Annotated in this window: 15 protein-coding genes; 14 read left to right on the forward strand and 1 reads right to left on the reverse strand. The window is 54.8% G+C overall.

Annotated features, from left to right (window positions below):
* The first annotated feature begins 14 nt into the window (after nucleotides 1-14).
* The 12 genes from plsX to ptsG all read left to right on the forward strand — a co-directional run bounded on the left by plsX (nucleotide 15) and on the right by ptsG (nucleotide 11,571).
* Nucleotides 15-1,049, forward strand: a complete 1,035-nt coding sequence (plsX, locus tag FHN83_RS20445; RefSeq protein ID WP_205735732.1) for a phosphate acyltransferase PlsX — start codon at nucleotides 15-17, stop codon at nucleotides 1,047-1,049.
* A 6-nt stretch (nucleotides 1,050-1,055) separates the two neighbouring features.
* Nucleotides 1,056-2,009 (forward strand): beta-ketoacyl-ACP synthase III, encoded by a 954-nt coding sequence (locus FHN83_RS20450; RefSeq protein WP_039028928.1) that lies wholly within the window; start codon nucleotides 1,056-1,058, stop codon nucleotides 2,007-2,009.
* Between the two features lie 14 nt (nucleotides 2,010-2,023).
* Nucleotides 2,024-2,953: an ACP S-malonyltransferase gene (fabD, locus tag FHN83_RS20455; protein WP_139564763.1), complete on the forward strand. Its 930-nt coding sequence runs from the start codon at nucleotides 2,024-2,026 to the stop codon at nucleotides 2,951-2,953.
* Between the two features lie 13 nt (nucleotides 2,954-2,966).
* Nucleotides 2,967-3,701: a 3-oxoacyl-ACP reductase FabG gene (fabG, locus tag FHN83_RS20460; RefSeq protein ID WP_039028930.1), complete on the forward strand. Its 735-nt coding sequence runs from the start codon at nucleotides 2,967-2,969 to the stop codon at nucleotides 3,699-3,701.
* Nucleotides 3,702-3,855: 154 nt separating this feature from the next.
* The gene (acpP, locus tag FHN83_RS20465; RefSeq protein ID WP_000103754.1) at nucleotides 3,856-4,092 is read left to right on the forward strand and encodes an acyl carrier protein; all 237 of its coding nucleotides are present in this window, start codon (nucleotides 3,856-3,858) and stop codon (nucleotides 4,090-4,092) included.
* 91 nt (nucleotides 4,093-4,183) lie between these two features.
* The gene (gene fabF / locus FHN83_RS20470) at nucleotides 4,184-5,425 is read left to right on the forward strand and encodes a beta-ketoacyl-ACP synthase II (protein ID WP_039028931.1); all 1,242 of its coding nucleotides are present in this window, start codon (nucleotides 4,184-4,186) and stop codon (nucleotides 5,423-5,425) included.
* A 142-nt stretch (nucleotides 5,426-5,567) separates the two neighbouring features.
* Nucleotides 5,568-6,377, forward strand: a complete 810-nt coding sequence (gene pabC, locus FHN83_RS20475) for an aminodeoxychorismate lyase (protein ID WP_139564764.1) — start codon at nucleotides 5,568-5,570, stop codon at nucleotides 6,375-6,377.
* A 2-nt stretch (nucleotides 6,378-6,379) separates the two neighbouring features.
* Complete coding sequence (yceG, locus tag FHN83_RS20480) at nucleotides 6,380-7,402, forward strand: cell division protein YceG (RefSeq protein ID WP_138368639.1); 1,023 nt, start codon at nucleotides 6,380-6,382, stop codon at nucleotides 7,400-7,402.
* The gene (gene tmk / locus FHN83_RS20485; RefSeq protein ID WP_139564765.1) at nucleotides 7,392-8,033 is read left to right on the forward strand and encodes a dTMP kinase; all 642 of its coding nucleotides are present in this window, start codon (nucleotides 7,392-7,394) and stop codon (nucleotides 8,031-8,033) included. Before yceG ends, tmk begins: the two co-directional genes overlap by 11 nt.
* Nucleotides 8,030-9,034 carry a DNA polymerase III subunit delta' gene (holB, locus tag FHN83_RS20490; protein ID WP_139564766.1) on the forward strand — a complete coding sequence of 335 codons (1,005 nt, stop codon included), beginning with the start codon at nucleotides 8,030-8,032 and terminating at the stop codon, nucleotides 9,032-9,034. Before tmk ends, holB begins: the two co-directional genes overlap by 4 nt.
* Before the next feature lie 10 nt (nucleotides 9,035-9,044).
* Nucleotides 9,045-9,839, forward strand: coding sequence for a metal-dependent hydrolase (locus FHN83_RS20495; protein ID WP_139564767.1), 795 nt, complete (start codon nucleotides 9,045-9,047; stop codon nucleotides 9,837-9,839).
* Between the two features lie 298 nt (nucleotides 9,840-10,137).
* Complete coding sequence (ptsG, locus tag FHN83_RS20500) at nucleotides 10,138-11,571, forward strand: PTS glucose transporter subunit IIBC (protein ID WP_138368641.1); 1,434 nt, start codon at nucleotides 10,138-10,140, stop codon at nucleotides 11,569-11,571.
* A gap of 171 nt (nucleotides 11,572-11,742) precedes the next feature.
* Here ptsG and fhuE read toward each other — a convergent pair whose 3' ends face one another.
* Nucleotides 11,743-13,932 (reverse strand): ferric-rhodotorulic acid/ferric-coprogen receptor FhuE, encoded by a 2,190-nt coding sequence (fhuE, locus tag FHN83_RS20505; protein ID WP_139564768.1) that lies wholly within the window; start codon nucleotides 13,930-13,932, stop codon nucleotides 11,743-11,745.
* A 350-nt stretch (nucleotides 13,933-14,282) separates the two neighbouring features.
* On the opposite strand from fhuE, the gene hinT reads away from it, so the two are divergent.
* Nucleotides 14,283-14,642: a purine nucleoside phosphoramidase gene (gene hinT, locus FHN83_RS20510; RefSeq protein WP_138368681.1), complete on the forward strand. Its 360-nt coding sequence runs from the start codon at nucleotides 14,283-14,285 to the stop codon at nucleotides 14,640-14,642.
* Between the two features lies 1 nt (nucleotide 14,643).
* The gene (locus FHN83_RS20515; protein ID WP_138368682.1) at nucleotides 14,644-15,018 is read left to right on the forward strand and encodes a YcfL family protein; all 375 of its coding nucleotides are present in this window, start codon (nucleotides 14,644-14,646) and stop codon (nucleotides 15,016-15,018) included.
* Nucleotides 15,019-15,024: the final 6 nt, after the last annotated feature.

The following is a 15,024-nucleotide window of genomic DNA, read 5'->3' on the forward strand; positions in this document are numbered from 1 at the left end:
GCTGCGACGATACCTTGACACGTCTAACCCTGGCGTTAGATGTCATGGGGGGAGATTTTGGCCCTTCCGTGACAGTGCCTGCAGCATTGCAGGCACTGAACTCTAATTCGCAACTCACTCTCCTTTTAGTCGGCAATCCCGACGCTATCACGCCATTACTCGCAAAAGCTGACTTCGAACAACGTTCGCGTCTGCAGATCATTCCTGCGCAGTCAGTTATTGCCAGTGATGTCCGTGCCTCACAGGCGATCCGCAGCAGTCGCGGAAGCTCGATGCGCATTGCGCTGGAGCTGGTAAAAGAAGGACGCGCGCAGGCGTGCGTCAGCGCCGGAAATACCGGCGCGCTGATGGGGCTGGCAAAATTACTGCTCAAACCGATTGATGGTATTGAGCGCCCGGCGCTGGTGACGGTTCTGCCGCATCAGCAAAAGGGCAAAACGGTGGTGCTGGATTTAGGCGCTAACGTCGACTGCGACAGTGTTATGCTCGCGCAGTTTGCCGTTATGGGCTCGGTGCTGGCAGAAGAGGTCGTCGGGATTTCGCATCCCCGCGTTGCCTTGCTGAATATTGGCGAGGAAGAGACTAAAGGTCTCGACAGCATCCGTGAGGCGTCCGAGAGGCTAAAAAATGAGCCATCCATAAACTATATTGGATATCTCGAAGCCAACGAATTATTGACCGGAAAAACGGATGTCCTGGTGTGTGACGGGTTTACAGGAAACGTTACATTAAAAACCATGGAAGGGGTGGTGAGAATGTTTCTTTCTCTGCTTAAATCGCAGGGAGAGGGTAAAAAACGGTCATGGTGGCTGATTATATTGAAGCGTTGGTTACAAAAGAGCCTGGCGCGGCGATTCAGTCACCTCAACCCCGACCAGTATAATGGCGCCTGTCTGTTAGGATTGCGCGGCATTGTGATTAAGAGTCACGGTGCGGCCAATCAGCGAGCCTTTACCGTCGCGATTGAACAGGCAGTGCAGGCGGTGCAGCGACAAGTCCCACAGCGGATTGCCGCTCGCCTGGGATCTGTATTAGCAAAAAGTGACTGAGCGTACATGTATACGAAGATTTTAGGTACCGGCAGCTATCTGCCAAAGCAAGTGCGAACCAACGCCGATCTGGAAAAAATGGTCGATACCTCTGACGAGTGGATCGTCACACGTACAGGTATCCGCGAACGTCGTATTGCCGCGCCAGATGAAACAGTTTCCACCATGGGCTATGAAGCCGCCCAGCGCGCGCTGGAGATGGCGGGTGTCGATAAAGATGACATCGGCCTGATTATCGTTGCGACCACCTCAGCCACGCATGCTTTCCCAAGCGCCGCGTGCCAGGTTCAGAACATGCTGGGGATCAAAGGCTGCCCGGCGTTTGACGTTGCCGCTGCGTGCGCAGGCTTTACCTATGCGCTGAGCATTGCCGATCAATACGTGAAATCCGGTGCCGTGAAGCATGCGCTGGTTATCGGTGCTGACGTGCTGGCTCGCACCTGCGATCCAAACGATCGCGGGACGATCATTATTTTTGGTGATGGCGCGGGTGCGGTCCTGTTAGGACAATCTGAAGAGCCGGGCATCATCTCCACGCATCTCCACGCGGACGGCCGCTACGGTGAGCTGTTAACGCTGCCAAACGCGGATCGTGTTAACCCGGACAGCTCTATTTACCTGACCATGGCCGGTAACGAAGTCTTTAAAGTGGCCGTGACCGAGCTCGCGCACATCGTTGACGAGACGCTGGAAGCCAATAATCTGGAGCGCTCCGCTCTCGACTGGCTGGTGCCGCACCAGGCTAACCTGCGTATTATCAGCGCCACAGCTAAAAAGCTCGGCATGTCTATGGATAACGTTGTGGTGACGCTCGATCGTCATGGCAATACGTCTGCAGCATCAGTACCGTGCGCGTTTGACGAAGCGGTGCGCGATGGACGAATTCAACGAGGCCAACTGGTCTTGCTCGAAGCCTTCGGTGGCGGTTTCACCTGGGGCTCTGCGCTGGTTCGTTTCTAGAAAAAGGATAAAAAATGACGCAATTTGCTTTTGTATTCCCGGGTCAGGGTTCTCAGGCCGTTGGAATGTTGTCTGTATTAGCGGAACAGTATCCGGTTATCGAAGAGACTTTTCGTGAAGCTTCTGATGCGCTGGGCTACGATCTGTGGGTGCTGACCCAGCAAGGGCCAGCCGAAGAGCTGAATAAAACCTGGCAGACGCAGCCAGCACTGCTGACCGCATCGGTCGCACTGTGGCGCGTATGGCAGCAGCAGGGTGGTAAAACCCCAGCGCTGTTGGCCGGTCACAGCCTGGGTGAATACTCAGCGCTGGTTTGCGCGGGCGTGATTGCGTTTGCTGATGCTGTGCGCCTGGTTGAGCTGCGCGGCAAATTCATGCAGGAAGCGGTGCCGGAAGGTACTGGCGGTATGTCAGCGATTATTGGTCTGGATGATGCTGCCATTGCGAAAGCGTGCGAAGAGTCCGCAGAAGGCCAGGTCGTTTCGCCGGTAAACTTCAACTCGCCGGGCCAGGTGGTTATCGCCGGCCATAAAGAAGCGGTTGAGCGTGCAGGCGCAGCCTGTAAAGCCGCTGGCGCGAAACGTGCGCTGCCGCTGCCGGTGAGCGTTCCGTCCCACTGCGCGCTGATGAAGCCTGCTGCGGATAAACTGGCTGTTGAGCTGGAAAAAATCACCTTCAGCGCACCGGCTATTCCGGTGGTGAATAACGTTGATGTGAAATGTGAAACCGCACCAGAGGCCATCCGCCATGCGCTGGTTCGCCAGCTGTACAGCCCGGTTCAGTGGACGAAGACCGTTGAATTCATGGCAGCACAGGGCGTTGAGCACCTGTATGAAGTGGGCCCGGGTAAAGTCCTCACCGGTCTGACCAAACGTATTGTTGATACCCTGACCGCATCGGCGATTAACGAGCCTGAAGCACTGTCAGCGGCACTTGCGCAGTAAGAAGAGGAATATCATGAGCTTTGAAGGAAAAATCGCACTGGTCACTGGCGCAAGTCGTGGTATTGGCCGTGCCATCGCTGAAACCCTCGTCGCGCGCGGCGCGACAGTGATCGGTACCGCGACCAGCGAAAACGGTGCGCAGGCCATCAGTGAATACCTGGGTGCGAACGGTAAAGGTCTGATGTTGAATGTGACCGATCCTGCATCTATCGAATCTGTTCTGGGAAATATTCGCGCAGAATTTGGCGAAGTGGATATTCTGGTCAATAATGCCGGAATCACTCGTGACAACTTACTGATGCGAATGAAAGATGATGAGTGGAACGATATTATCGAAACCAATTTGTCATCTGTGTTCCGTCTGTCAAAAGCGGTAATGCGAGCTATGATGAAGAAGCGTCATGGACGTATTATCACTGTCGGTTCTGTGGTTGGTACCATGGGAAATGCTGGTCAGGCAAACTACGCTGCGGCGAAAGCAGGCCTGATCGGTTTCAGTAAGTCGCTGGCACGTGAAGTTGCGTCCCGCGGAATTACTGTAAACGTTGTTGCTCCGGGCTTTATTGAAACGGACATGACGCGTGCGCTGACCGATGAGCAGCGTGCGGGTACGCTGGCGGCAGTTCCAGCGGGTCGTTTAGGCGACCCTAAAGAAATCGCCAGCGCGGTTGCATTTTTAGCCTCTGACGAAGCGAGTTACATCACTGGTGAGACTCTCCACGTCAATGGCGGGATGTATATGGTTTAACCACGATAGAAAATATTTGCGTTATGAGGGGGAATGGCCTCAAAATAACGTAAAATCGTGGTAAGACCTGCCGGGATTTAGTTGCAAATTTTTCAACATTTTATACACTACGAAAACCATCGCGAAAGCGAGTTTTGATAGGAAATTTAAGAGTATGAGCACTATCGAAGAACGCGTTAAGAAAATTATCGGCGAACAGCTGGGCGTTAAGCAGGAAGAAGTGACCAACAATGCTTCTTTCGTTGAAGACCTGGGCGCAGATTCTCTTGACACCGTTGAGCTGGTAATGGCTCTGGAAGAAGAGTTTGATACTGAGATTCCGGACGAAGAAGCTGAGAAAATCACCACCGTTCAGGCTGCCATTGATTACATCAACGGTCACCAGGCGTAAGTGAGCATCTCCAGGCGGTCATTCGACCGCCTGTGTTTTTTCTTTTGTAGTCCCTCGATTTTCTTTTTTTATCCCTCCCTGGAGGACAAGCGTGTCTAAGCGTCGTGTAGTTGTGACCGGACTTGGCATGTTATCTCCTGTCGGCAATACCGTAGAGTCCACCTGGAACGCTCTCCTTGCCGGTCAGAGTGGCATTAGCCTAATCGACCATTTCGATACTAGCGCCTATGCAACGAAATTTGCTGGCTTAGTAAAGGATTTTAACTGTGAAGAGATCATCTCGCGCAAAGAACAGCGCAAGATGGATGCCTTCATTCAATATGGAATTGTCGCTGGCGTTCAGGCCATGCAGGATTCTGGCCTTGAAATTACGGAAGAGAACGCAACCCGTATCGGCGCCGCTATCGGCTCCGGGATTGGCGGTCTTGGCCTGATTGAGGAAAACCATACCTCTCTGGTGAATGGTGGTCCGCGTAAAATCAGCCCGTTCTTCGTTCCGTCAACGATTGTTAACATGGTGGCAGGTCACCTGACCATCATGTTCGGCCTGCGTGGCCCAAGCATTTCAATTGCCACGGCCTGTACGTCTGGTGTGCATAACATCGGTCAGGCAGCGCGTATGATTGCCTATGGCGATGCTGATGCGATGGTCGCCGGTGGCGCAGAAAAAGCCAGCACCCCATTGGGCGTGGGCGGTTTCGGCGCAGCGCGTGCCCTGTCTACCCGCAACGATAATCCGCAGGCGGCAAGCCGTCCGTGGGATAAAGACCGTGATGGCTTTGTGCTGGGTGACGGTGCAGGTATGGTCGTACTGGAAGAGTACGAGCACGCGAAAAAACGCGGCGCGAAAATTTATGCAGAAGTCGTCGGCTTCGGCATGAGCAGCGATGCCTATCACATGACCTCTCCACCGGAAAACGGTGCAGGTGCTGCGCTGGCGATGGTTAACGCTATCCGTGACGCGGGTATCGAGCCGGGTCAGATTGGCTATGTGAATGCGCACGGTACCTCTACGCCTGCGGGCGATATCGCAGAAGCGCAGGCGGTTAAGTCTGTGTTTGGCGAGGCAGCCAGCCGCGTAATGGTCAGCTCCACCAAATCCATGACCGGCCACCTGCTGGGTGCGGCGGGTGCAGTAGAGTCTATCTACTCCATCCTGGCACTGCGCGACCAGGCCGTTCCGCCAACCATCAACCTGGATAACCCGGATGAAGGTTGCGATCTGGACTTCGTTCCACACGAAGCACGCCAGGTCAGCGGAATGGAGTACACCCTGTGTAACTCCTTCGGCTTTGGCGGCACCAACGGCTCTCTGATCTTCAAAAAGGTCTGAGGCTAATCGCCGGGGCGATAGTCTTGCTTCCCGGCACACTGATAAAAAAGGTCCGCTTGTCGGGCCTTTTTTATTCGGTTTTCTTCCCTTGTCCCGGGCTCACCTTCCTGCCAGACTATTTGACCATCTTAAAGGAGCCATCATGTTCTTGATAAATGGCATAAAGCAGGCAGTGCTTCCGGCAAATGACCGGGCTATCCAGTTTGGTGACGGATGCTTTACTACGGCGCGCATTGTCAAAGGCAAAATCAGTTTGCTTAACGCGCATGTGCAACGTTTGCAGACGGCCTGTGAAAGATTGTTCATTCCCTTTGCCCAGTGGGCAGAGTTAGAAAAGGAAATGGCAGAGCAGGCGCTGGGCATCGATCATGGCGTACTGAAGGTGATTATCAGCCGGGGAAGCGGCGGCAGGGGATACAGCGCAGCTGGCTGTCAGCAGCCGGTTCGCATTCTTTCCGTGTCGGCGTATCCGGCCCATTACGATCGCTGGCGGACCGAGGGGATCGCCCTGGCATTGAGTCCGGTGCGTCTTGGCCGTAATCCGCATCTGGCGGGGATAAAACACCTTAACCGGCTAGAACAGGTGTTGATCCGCTCCCATCTTGAACAGACGGACGCCGACGAGGCGCTGGTCCTTGACAGCGAAGGGTTCATTACGGAATGCTGTGCGGCGAATTTATTCTGGCGGCAGGGTAAGGATGTGTTTACCCCCCGTCTGGATCAGGCGGGCGTCGATGGCCTGATGCGCCAGTTTTGTCTGCGACAGCTGGCACACTCCGCCTTTCGCGTTGTCGAAGTGCAGGCGTGCGAAGCTGCGCTGAAGGATGCCGACGAGATCGTCGTGTGCAATGCGTTGATGCCTGTTGTGCCGGTGCGCCAGTATGGTCCTCACCATTTTTCATCGCGTGAGTTGCACCTGTTTTTAGCCCCTCTGTGTGAGCAAACCAGATAGTCATGAAGAAAATGTTGCGCTTTATTCTCCTCGTTGTTGTCGTGCTGGGCATTGCCGCTGGCGTGGGGATATGGAAGGTTCGCCAGCTGGCGGACAGCAAAATCCTCATCGCGGATGAGACGATATTTACCCTGAAGCCAGGCACCGGACGACTGGCGCTGGGCGAGCAGCTGTATGGCGAAAAGGTCATTAATCGCCCGCGGGTGTTCCAGTGGTTATTACGCGTGCAGCCGGAGCTGTCGCATTTCAAAGCCGGTACTTACCGTTTTACGCCAGGCATGACCGTTAAGGAGATGCTGGAGCTGCTCGAAAGCGGTAAAGAGGCCCAGTTCCCGCTGCGTTTTGTTGAAGGGATGCGCTTGAGCGATTACCTGAAACAGCTGCGCGATGCGCCATACATCAAGCACACGCTGCCGGATGACAGCTATGCCGCCGTCGCTGAAGCCCTGAAGTTTGAACATCCTGAATGGGTAGAAGGCTGGTTCTGGCCGGATACCTGGATGTACACGGCGGGCACCACCGATGTGGCGCTGCTGCAGCGTGCGCATAAAAAGATGGTCGAGGCGGTGGAGAAAGCCTGGGAAGGGCGGATGGAAAACCTGCCGTATAAAGATCAAAACCAGTTCGTGACCATGGCGTCTATCGTCGAGAAAGAGACGGCGGTGGCCAGCGAGCGCGATCAGGTGGCGTCGGTGTTTATTAACCGCCTGCGTATCGGCATGCGCTTGCAGACCGACCCAACGGTGATTTACGGGATGGGTGAGAACTACAAGGGCAAGATCTCACGTAAAGACCTCGAAACCCCAACCGATTATAATACCTACGTCATTAGCGGATTACCCCCGGGACCGATTGCCACACCGGGCCAGGCATCGCTGAATGCCGCCGCGCATCCGGCAAAAACGCCGTATCTCTATTTCGTCGCTGACGGAAAGGGTGGACATACTTTTAACACCAATCTTGCCGGTCATAATCGTTCGGTTCAGGACTATCTGAAGGCACTTAAGGAAAAAAATGCGCAGTAACTACATCGTCATTGAGGGGCTGGAAGGCGCCGGGAAAACCACCGCACGCAACGCGGTGGTTGAGACGCTGAAACAGTGTGGCATCGAAGAGATGATCTTCACCCGCGAACCGGGCGGCACACAGCTGGCGGAAAAACTGCGTAGCCTGGTGCTGGACATCAAATCGGTTGGCGACGAAGTGATTACCGACAAAGCCGAAGTCATGATGTTTTACGCTGCCCGTGTTCAGCTGGTTGAAACCGTGATTAAACCTGCGCTGGCGCGCGGTTGCTGGGTCATCGGCGACCGCCACGATCTCTCCACCCAGGCTTACCAGGGTGGAGGTCGCGGCATTGACCAGAATATGCTCGCCACGCTGCGCGACGCGGTGCTGGGTGATTTCCGCCCGAACCTGACGCTCTATTTAGACGTGACGCCGGAAGTGGGCCTGAAGCGGGCCCGCGCCCGTGGGGAACTGGATCGTATCGAACAGGAGTCGCTGGACTTCTTCAACCGTACCCGCGCCCGTTACCTGGAGCTGGCGGCACAGGACAGTTCAATCCGCACAATCGACGCGACGCAGCCTCTGGAAGCGGTGATGGGGGACATTCGTGCCACCGTTACTGACTGGCTGAAGGAACAACAGGCATGAAATGGTATCCATGGTTGCGCCCGCACTTTGAACAGCTGGTGAACGGCTATCAGTCAGGTCGGGGGCATCATGCGTTACTGATCCAGTCGCTGCCGGGGATGGGGGATGATGCGCTTATCTACGCCATCAGCCGTTTCCTGATGTGCCAGCAGCCGCAGGGGCATAAGAGCTGCGGCCAGTGCCGTAGCTGTCAGCTGATGCAGGCGCAAACCCATCCGGACTATTACGCCCTGGAGCCCGAAAAGGGCAAAACGACCCTTGGCATTGATGCGGTGCGCGGGGTTAGCGAGAAGCTGTACGAACGCGCGCGCCTCGGCGGGGCAAAAGTTGTCTGGCTGAAAGATGCCGCCCAGTTGACCGAAGCGGCCGCCAACGCGCTGTTAAAAACCCTGGAAGAGCCGCCGGAAAATACCTGGTTTCTGATGGCCTGCCGTGAACCGGGGCGATTGCTGCCGACTCTGCGCAGCCGCTGTCGTTTGCATCATCTCAGCGTTCCGCAAGAGGCGTGGGCTATCAGCTGGCTCGCAAGAGAAGTGACAACGTCACAAGAGGCGGCGCTGAGTGCGCTGCGCCTGTGCGGTGGGGCGCCCGCCGCGGCGCTGGCCTTGTTGCAGCCTAAAGTCTGGACCCAACGCGAACAGCTTTGCCAGGCGCTCGGGGCGGTGTCCGACAGCGGCGACTGGATGAGCCTGCTGCCAGTACTTAATCATGAGCAGGCGGCAGATCGCCTGCACTGGCTGGCAGCGTTGTTGCTGGATGCGCTTAAAATTCAGCAGGGCGCGACCCTGCTCAGCAATGCCGACGTCTGGCAACTTGTGAATAATCTCGCCCATAGCCTGCCAGGTGTGGCACTGCGGGCTATTCTTCATGACGTATGCCAGTGTCGCGAACAATTACTCAGCGTAACGGGGCTGAACCGGGAGCTTGTGCTGACCGACCTGTTACTCACTATCGAGCATTACCTGCAACCGGGCACGACGCTGCCTGTATCCCATCTCTGAGAGAGACATTATGTTTTTAGTCGACTCACACTGCCATCTCGATGGCCTGGATTATCAATCCCTGCATAAAAACGTCGATGACGTGCTGGAAAAAGCGGCCGCCCGCGATGTGAAATTTTGTCTGGCGGTCGCCACGACGTTGCCCGGCTATCGCACCATGCGCGAACTGGTGGGCGTGCGTGACAACGTGGTTTTCTCCTGCGGCGTGCATCCCCTGAACCAGGATGAAGCCTATGACGTCGAGGATTTACGCCGTCTGGCGGCGGAAGAGGGCGTGGTGGCGATGGGCGAAACCGGGCTGGATTATTTTTACACCCCGGAAACGAAAGACCGCCAGCAGACGTCCTTCCGCGACCATATCCGCATTGGCCGGGAGCTGAACAAGCCGGTGATTGTCCATACCCGCGATGCCCGGGCCGATACGCTGGCGATCCTGAAAGAAGAAAAGGTGACGGATTGTGGTGGCGTACTACACTGTTTCACAGAAGACAGAGAAACAGCGGGCAAGCTGCTGGATCTGGGTTTTTATATCTCGTTTTCCGGGATCGTAACGTTCCGTAACGCCGAGCAGCTTCGTGACGCTGCGCGGTACGTGCCGCTCGATCGCCTGCTGGTGGAAACAGATTCCCCTTATCTGGCACCGGTGCCGCATCGCGGTAAAGAGAACCAACCCGCGATGGTACGGGATGTGGCCGAGTACATGGCCGTTTTGAAAGGCGTCGACGTTGAAGAACTGGCACGCATTACCACCCACAACTTCGCCAGTCTGTTTCACATCGATTCCTCCCGCCTGCAATCTGCCTGATTAGTCAGTTTTTTTTTGGGCTCGTAATTAATAGCTAAAGCGAGTACAGTTCACCGCCCAAATGGGGGCGGTGAATACGTTTCTGGTAACATCTGGCAATCTATTTTGTAAAAATCTGAAAGTTTTTCAGCTGCCGAGCGCTGAAACGTGATAGCCGTCAAACAAAGATCCGCAGATTTATTTTACTCTGCGTAATAAATAAAGGGCGCTTAGATGTCCTGTCCACGGCACGGTTCTCCCCCCGGGCCAATGCGTGAAAACGTAAAAAAAGCACAAATACTCAGGAGCACTCTCAATTATGTTTAAGAATGCATTTGCTAACCTGCAGAAGGTCGGTAAATCGCTGATGCTGCCGGTATCCGTACTGCCTATCGCAGGTATCCTGCTGGGCGTCGGTTCTGCAAACTTCAGCTGGCTGCCAGCCGTAGTTTCCCACGTGATGGCCGAAGCAGGCGGTTCTGTTTTCGGTAACATGCCACTGATCTTCGCTATCGGCGTTGCGCTTGGCTTCACTAATAACGACGGCGTATCTGCGCTGGCCTCTGTTGTTGCCTACGGCATCATGGTTAAAACCATGGCTGTGGTTGCACCTCTGGTGCTGCACTTGCCACCGGAAGAGATCGCAGCAAAACACCTGGCTGACACCGGTGTTCTGGGCGGTATCATCTCGGGTGCTATTGCGGCGTATATGTTTAACCGCTTCTATCGCATCAAGCTCCCTGAATATCTGGGCTTCTTTGCTGGTAAGCGTTTTGTTCCAATCATCTCTGGTCTGGCGGCGATCTTCACTGGTGTGATCCTCTCCTTCATCTGGCCACCAATTGGTTCCGCTATCCAGACCTTCTCTCAGTGGGCTGCTTACCAGAACCCGGTACTGGCGTTCGGTATCTATGGCTTCATCGAGCGTTGCCTGGTGCCGTTTGGTCTGCACCATATCTGGAACGTTCCTTTCCAGATGCAGATCGGCGAATTCACCAACGCGGCGGGCCAGGTATTCCACGGCGATATCCCACGCTACATGGCAGGTGACCCAACTGCAGGCAAACTGTCTGGCGGCTTCCTGTTCAAAATGTACGGCCTGCCGGCTGCTGCGATTGCAATCTGGCACTCTGCTAAACCAGAGAACCGTGCAAAAGTGGGCGGTATCATGATCTCCGCAGCGCTGACCTCGTTCCTGACCGGTATCACCGAGCCGATCGAGTTCTCCTTCATGTTCGTTGCGCCGATCCTGTACGTTATCCACGCGATTCTGGCTGGCCTGGCGTTCCCAATCTGTATCCTGCTGGGTATGCGTGACGGTACGTCCTTCTCACACGGTCTGATCGACTTCATCGTACTGTCCGGTAACAGCAGCAAACTGTGGCTGTTCCCAATCGTTGGTGCGGGCTACGCGGTGCTGTACTACACCATCTTCCGCGTGCTGATCAAAGCACTGGACCTGAAAACACCAGGTCGTGAAGATGCAACAGAAGACAGCAAAGCGGGTGCGACCAGCGAAATGGCTCCAGCACTGGTTGCAGCCTTCGGCGGTAAAGAGAACATCACTAACCTGGACGCATGTATCACTCGTCTGCGTGTTAGCGTTGCCGATGTCGCGAAAGTTGACCAGCCAGGTCTGAAAAAACTGGGCGCAGCTGGTGTAGTTGTTGCAGGTTCCGGTGTACAGGCTATCTTCGGTACTAAATCCGATAACCTGAAAACCGAAATGGATGAGTACATCCGCGGCAACTAAGCTGTGACCTGGGGAGACTAAGGCAGCCAAATGGCTGCCTTTTTTATTGCCTGAGATTTGGGAAATGCCCGGCGGCGCTGCGCTTGCACGGGCCTACATATCCTGGGCCACAGGCAAACCGCGCGTACAAAAAAGGGAGCCTTCTGGCTCCCTTTGGTAACGGATGCTGTATCAGAACTGATAGCTTGCGGTCACGCTGACGTTACGCGGTTCGCCATAGACAATCGCGCCTTCAATATTCGTGTCGTAAGTCTTATCAAACAGGTTATTCACATTACCCTGCAGAGAGAAGTTCTTCGTGACCTGATAACGGGTGAAGAGGTCAACCAGCGCGTAGCTGCCCTGTGACGCTCGCCATGTGCCGTACGGCGTGTCCTGATAGGTATACACGCTGTTTTGCCAGTTAACGCCACCACCTACGGTCAGCTCAGGCATGACCGGCAGACGATAGCTGGTAAACAGTTTCACCGTGGTACGCGGCAGCTGCGGGTTAACCGCCTTGCCCTGGTTATCTTCTGCAACGTAACGCGTCGCACCGAAGGTCATCTGCCAGTTATCCGTCAGCGCGCCGTTGATTTCAAACTCAACGCCTTTACTCACGGTACCGTCTACGCTCTCGTAAGCCGTATCCGTCGAGCCCTGAATGGTCCGGCCGGTGCTTTGTCCCAGATTATCCTGCTCAATGCGGAAGACGGAGAGGGTGGTCGTCAGACGGCTGTTCATCCAGTCGGATTTCAGACCCGCTTCGTAGTTATTACCGGTGATCGGGTCGAGATATTTGCCCGAGCTGTCGCGGTAGTTCTGCGGCTGGAAGATAGAGGTATAGCTGGCGTAGGCAGACCAGTTGTCGTTGATGTCGTAGACCAGACCCGCGTAAGGCGTGGTGTGGTTCTTCTCCATGCCGTAGGTCAGGGTGTCAATGCTCCAGTTGGTATAGCGCGCGCCGAGGATCAGGTGCAGCGGATCGGCCAGCGAGATACGGGTTGCCGCATACAGCGACTTCATGTTGGTGGTATCGTCCTGGGCGAGGGACTGCGATCCCCAGTTGGTTTCCGGGAAGTTACCGTCATAGTCGTAGAAACTGCCGAAATCATCCGGGAAGACGTTGGCCCAGGAGTTGGTGTAACGGTTCGTCTGACGGCTGAAGCTGCCACCGATCATCACGGTGTGCTGACGACCTAACAGCTCGTAACCACCGTCAGCAAAGAGATCTACAGCATCCACTTTACGCTTGCCGCTGTTCCAGCCGGTACCGCCAATGTAGCCGTAATCCGGACCGTAGTTCACGTAAGGACCTTCCAGCATGCCGGTGCTCTTGTTGACATAGGCATCAAGGTACATCGCTTTACTGTCGAATTTCGCTTCGGTATGGGTCGCATTTAACGTGGCCTGCCAGTCGTCGGCAAAACGCTGCTTCAGCGTAAAGAAGACCTTATTGAACTCTTTGTCGTTGTAGGCCCAGTCTGGTGACGTGCTGTGTGCGCGATCGTAGTGTCTGACGCTGCCATCGGTGTTCCAGCGCGGCAAACCACCCCACGTCTGGTTGTTGATGTCGATACGCTGGTATTCGTAGCCCGCCGACAGCGCGGTGCTGGTGCCCAGGTCGGCGTCAAGAATTCCGGAGAAGAAGGTCCGCTTCTGGTTGTAGTTGTCGAGCCAGGAGTCGCTGTCCTGATAACCCGCCACGATGCGGCCGCGCAGATTGCCGTCATCCGTCAGCGGGCTTTGCATGTCCATCACGTAGCGCTGTTTGTTCCAGCTACCGTATTCCGCAGACAAATTGGCCTTAAATTCGCGGCTGGTGGCATGCTTACGCACCATATTGATCGCCGCAGAGGGGTTGCCTGTTCCGGTCATCAGACCGTTGGCGCCGCGCACCACTTCAACCCGCTCAAACAGGGCAGTGTCAGACTGAGAATCACCCAGATTCCAGCGTGATTCGAAGTAGGTTGGGATGCCATCGACCATGTAGTTGTCGATTTCAAACCCACGGGAGTAGAAGTTGCTGCGATCGGAATCGGTGGTGCTTTTGCTGATCCCCATCGTGTTGTCCATCACGTCGCCCAGCGTCTGCAACTGCTGGTCTTCCATGCGCTGCTCGCTGACGATAGTGACCGACTGCGGAATGTCACGCTGGACCATCTGCATTTTGGTGCCGACGGTTGTGGTTTTTACGCTGTAGTCCTGGCTGTCATCGCCAGATGCATCGGACTGTGAGGTACCATCGACAATGACGGTTTCCTCTGAAGGAGCAGCAAAACTGGCGGTAGGCATCAATGCCATAGCAATGCAGGCTGCCAGCAACGAAGGTGTTGCGACAGACTGAGATTGCCCTTCCCTGGATTGAATGGTGAAAGACATCATCAAACCCTTAATGAACGGTGAATGGTGTGCATCAGTCTCTTAAACGAGCTGAAATAGTTTTCTAGGTATTAATTGCGCATGAAAATGCAAATGCGAAATATACGCATTCGGTTTATCACTGTAAACAGATGTTGCGGTGGTAAGTGAAATAATGTTTCAGACGGAGCAGGGAAGAGATGGTCATTCAGCGAGCAGATCGGGGCGAACCAGCAAAGAAATCGTGGGATAAGGTTGAAAGGACTGGAGAAAGTCGCTCATACTCTTGAGTCGTGTCACAAAATAATGCGCCTGTACCGGGCGGGTTGTCTCCGGTCACGTCGCCAGATTAAATGAATAAGGAAAACCTCATGGCTGAAGAAACCATTTTCAGTAAAATTATCCGCCGCGAGATCCCGGCAGATATCATCTATCAGGATGAACTGGTTACTGCTTTTCGCGACATCTCCCCGCAGGCGCCTACCCACATTCTTATTATCCCCAATATTCTGATTCCTACGGTAAATGACGTGAAAACTGAGCATGAACTGGCATTAGGCCGTATGCTGACAGTAGCAGCGAAAATCGCTGAGCAGGAAGGGATTGCCGAGGAGGGTTACCGTTTGATCATGAACTGCAACCGCCACGGTGGGCAGGAAGTTTATCACATTCATATGCATCTGCTGGGCGGACGTCCGCTGGGCCCGATGCTGGCGCATAAAGGTCTCTAAGATGCAAAGAGGATGGATGGCGGCTCTGGTCATGGCGACGGTGTTAGCGGGATGCAGCTCGCAACCCTCGATACCCGTCAATGACGATCAGACGCTGGTAATGGAGTCATCGGTGCTGGCTGCAGGGATCACCGCGGATCAGCCTTCGCTTACCACTAGCGAAATTCAACCGTCCGCCTCCTCTGTGCTGTTTAATGAAAGAGATGAGCCGGTTACCGTTCACTACCGCTTTTTCTGGTATGACAACCGTGGCCTGGAGATGCATCCACTGGAAGCGCCGCGCAGCGTAATCATACCGGCAAAATCGTCGGTTAAGCTTTACGGCAGCGCAAACTACCTGGGTGCGCATAAGGTCAGACTTTATTTATATCTCTGAGGGGTG

Source organism: Leclercia adecarboxylata (genome assembly GCF_006171285.1).
In the GTDB taxonomy this organism is placed as follows: domain Bacteria; phylum Pseudomonadota; class Gammaproteobacteria; order Enterobacterales; family Enterobacteriaceae; genus Enterobacter; species Enterobacter barmai.